The organism is Sporichthyaceae bacterium (assembly GCA_036269075.1).
Classification (GTDB): domain Bacteria; phylum Actinomycetota; class Actinomycetes; order Sporichthyales; family Sporichthyaceae; genus DASQPJ01.
Genome location: DATASX010000046.1, coordinates 1 through 1,560, shown reverse-complemented (window position 1 = coordinate 1,560; position 1,560 = coordinate 1). Strand labels below are relative to the sequence as shown.

2 protein-coding genes are annotated in these 1,560 nt (G+C 69.4%); one reads left to right on the top strand and one right to left on the bottom strand.

The window, feature by feature from the left end; all coding sequences use genetic code 11:
- Window positions 1-852 (bottom strand): zinc-binding dehydrogenase (locus tag VHU88_09255; GenBank protein HEX3611858.1); only part of this gene is annotated, 852 nt, incomplete at its 3' end.
- Window positions 853-1,007: 155 nt separating this feature from the next.
- Here VHU88_09255 and VHU88_09250 point away from each other — a divergent pair.
- Window positions 1,008-1,560 (top strand): TIM barrel protein (locus VHU88_09250; protein HEX3611857.1); only part of this gene is annotated, 553 nt, incomplete at its 3' end.

The window sequence follows — 1,560 nt, the reverse complement described above, 5'->3', positions numbered from 1 at the left end:
CTTGACCAGGGGATCGAGGGTGAAGTCGAGCGGCTGCGGGCCCCAGCCGACCTTCGCGATCGCCCCGGCCGGGCGGACAAGCTCGAGGCCCTGCCGCAGCGCCGCGCTCACGCCCGTGGCGTCCACCACGAGGTCGGCGCCCAGGCCGTCGTGCAGGCCCGCCACGACCGCGACCGGGTCCCCGGCGGTCACGTCCACGGTCCGGTGCACGCCCATGAGGCGTGCCTTGTCGAACCGCACGCGGTCGACACCAGTGCCGAGCATGACGACGGTGGCGGCGCCCTGGGCCAGGGCGACTTGCGCCGAGAGCTGGCCGATGGTCCCGGCGCCCTGGATCACCACGAGGTCGCCAGGACGGATCCTTGCCCGCTCGACGAGCGCGTTGTAAGCCACGCAGAAGGGCTCGGTCAGGGCCGCGTGCTCGAACCCGACGCCCTCGGGAATCCGGTGCAGCACCCGCGGCTCGGCCAGGAAGTACTCAGCCATCCCCCCGTCACGGCGCAGTCCGTAGCCCTGCCGGTGCGGGCACAGGTTGTAACGGCCGGAACGGCACAGGGCGCAGACGCCGCAGACCGAAGCGGCCGTCTCGCACACGACGCGGTCGCCCTGCGACCACCCGGTGACGCCTTCACCGACCGCCTCGATGGTCCCGGCCGACTCGTGCCCAAGTGTGACCGGCAGCACGCCTTTCGAGCTCGCGCTCTGGGTGTTGTGCCACATGTGAATGTCCGAGCCGCACACCCCGACCGCCGCGACCTTGACGAGCACGGTGCCCGGCGTGACGTCGGGCACCGGCGTGTCGCGGACCTCCACGGCCTCGCTGTGGTTGGCGTACTTGACGACTGCTCTCATTGGCGCCCTTCGTGACCGTGTTACCCGCCGGGCAGTCGCCCGCGGGCAGAACGACGGCGAGCCCGGCCGCGGGCCAGCTCGCCTAAAAAATGTTCGGATTCACTCAATATTTGATGATAATCTAGCAACATGTGCGGTGACAACGCGGTGGCCCCGTGAGGATCGCGGCCTTCCCCAAGGGGGAACTCGACGCGATGGTGGCAAAACGAACCAAGACCGTCTTCGAGTGGATCAGCGAGGCCAAGCAGGCGCTTCCCGTTGACGGCCTCGAACTGCATACCGGGTTCTTCTGGTCCACGGCCGACGATTTCGTCGAGCGCGTCGGCGAGGCCCTCACGACGGCCGGATTCGAGATGCCGATGATGTGCGCGTCTCCCGACTTCACGCACCCGGACCCGGCGGTCCGGGCCCAGGAGCTTGACCAGCAGGCCCGGTTCATGGCCATCACCCGCCGACTCGGCGGGCCCGGATCGCTTTGCCGGGTCCTCAGCGGCCAGGCCCATCCGGGTGTCTCGGTCGAGCAGGGGCTCGAATGGGCGCGCACCGCGATCGAGTCGCTCCTGCCGGTGGCCCGTGACCTCGGCATCACCGTCGCCATCGAGAACCATTACAAGGCGAGCACCTGGCAGTACCCGGAGTTCGCGCAGCGCGCGGAGGTGTTCCTCGCGCTCGTCGACTCGATCGAGGACCGCACCTGCTTTGGCGTGC